The 568-nt window shown below is 52.9% G+C and carries 1 protein-coding gene; it reads right to left on the bottom strand.

The window, feature by feature from the left end; translation table 11 throughout:
- A partial coding sequence (locus tag A3735_RS28875) for a transposase zinc-binding domain-containing protein (RefSeq protein ID WP_197485866.1) occupies window positions 1-568 on the bottom strand: 568 nt, incomplete at both ends.

The following is a 568-nucleotide window of genomic DNA, read 5'->3' on the forward strand; positions in this document are numbered from 1 at the left end:
AGGGTGTGAACGAGGGTATTCAGCTCATCGTGGGTCGGCGCTTTGACCCGATGGAAGCGCTGTTTACCATGGCCGTCTTCGGTGTAAATCCCGTCGAGAAACAGCATGTGGTAGTGTACATTCAGATTCAGCGCGGAGCCAAAGCGTTGGATGAGCGTTACCGATCCACTTTGTGCCGTAGCCTTGGTAAAACCCGCTTTCTTAATCAGATGGGTTGAGAGTATACGGTAAACGATGCTCAAGACCTTGCCCATCAGCTCCGGGTAACGGGCCAGCAAAAAGCGCAACTGGAAAGGAAAACTCAGCACCCATTGGCGAATAGGCTCTGCGGGAAATACTTCATCCACCAAAAGTGCGGCACTCTCCACCATCCGGCGGGCACCGCAGCTGGGGCAGAAACCACNCCGTTTGCAGCTGAAAGCGACCAAACGCTCGTGATGACANTCTTCNCAGCGCACACGCAAAAAGCCATATTCCAGCCGACCACATTGGAGAAAATCTTCGAACTCTCTCTGAACGTAACGAGGCAAGCTTTGTCCCTGACCCTCCAACGAGGACTTATCTAACT

The organism is Oleiphilus sp. HI0061, from assembly GCF_001635675.1.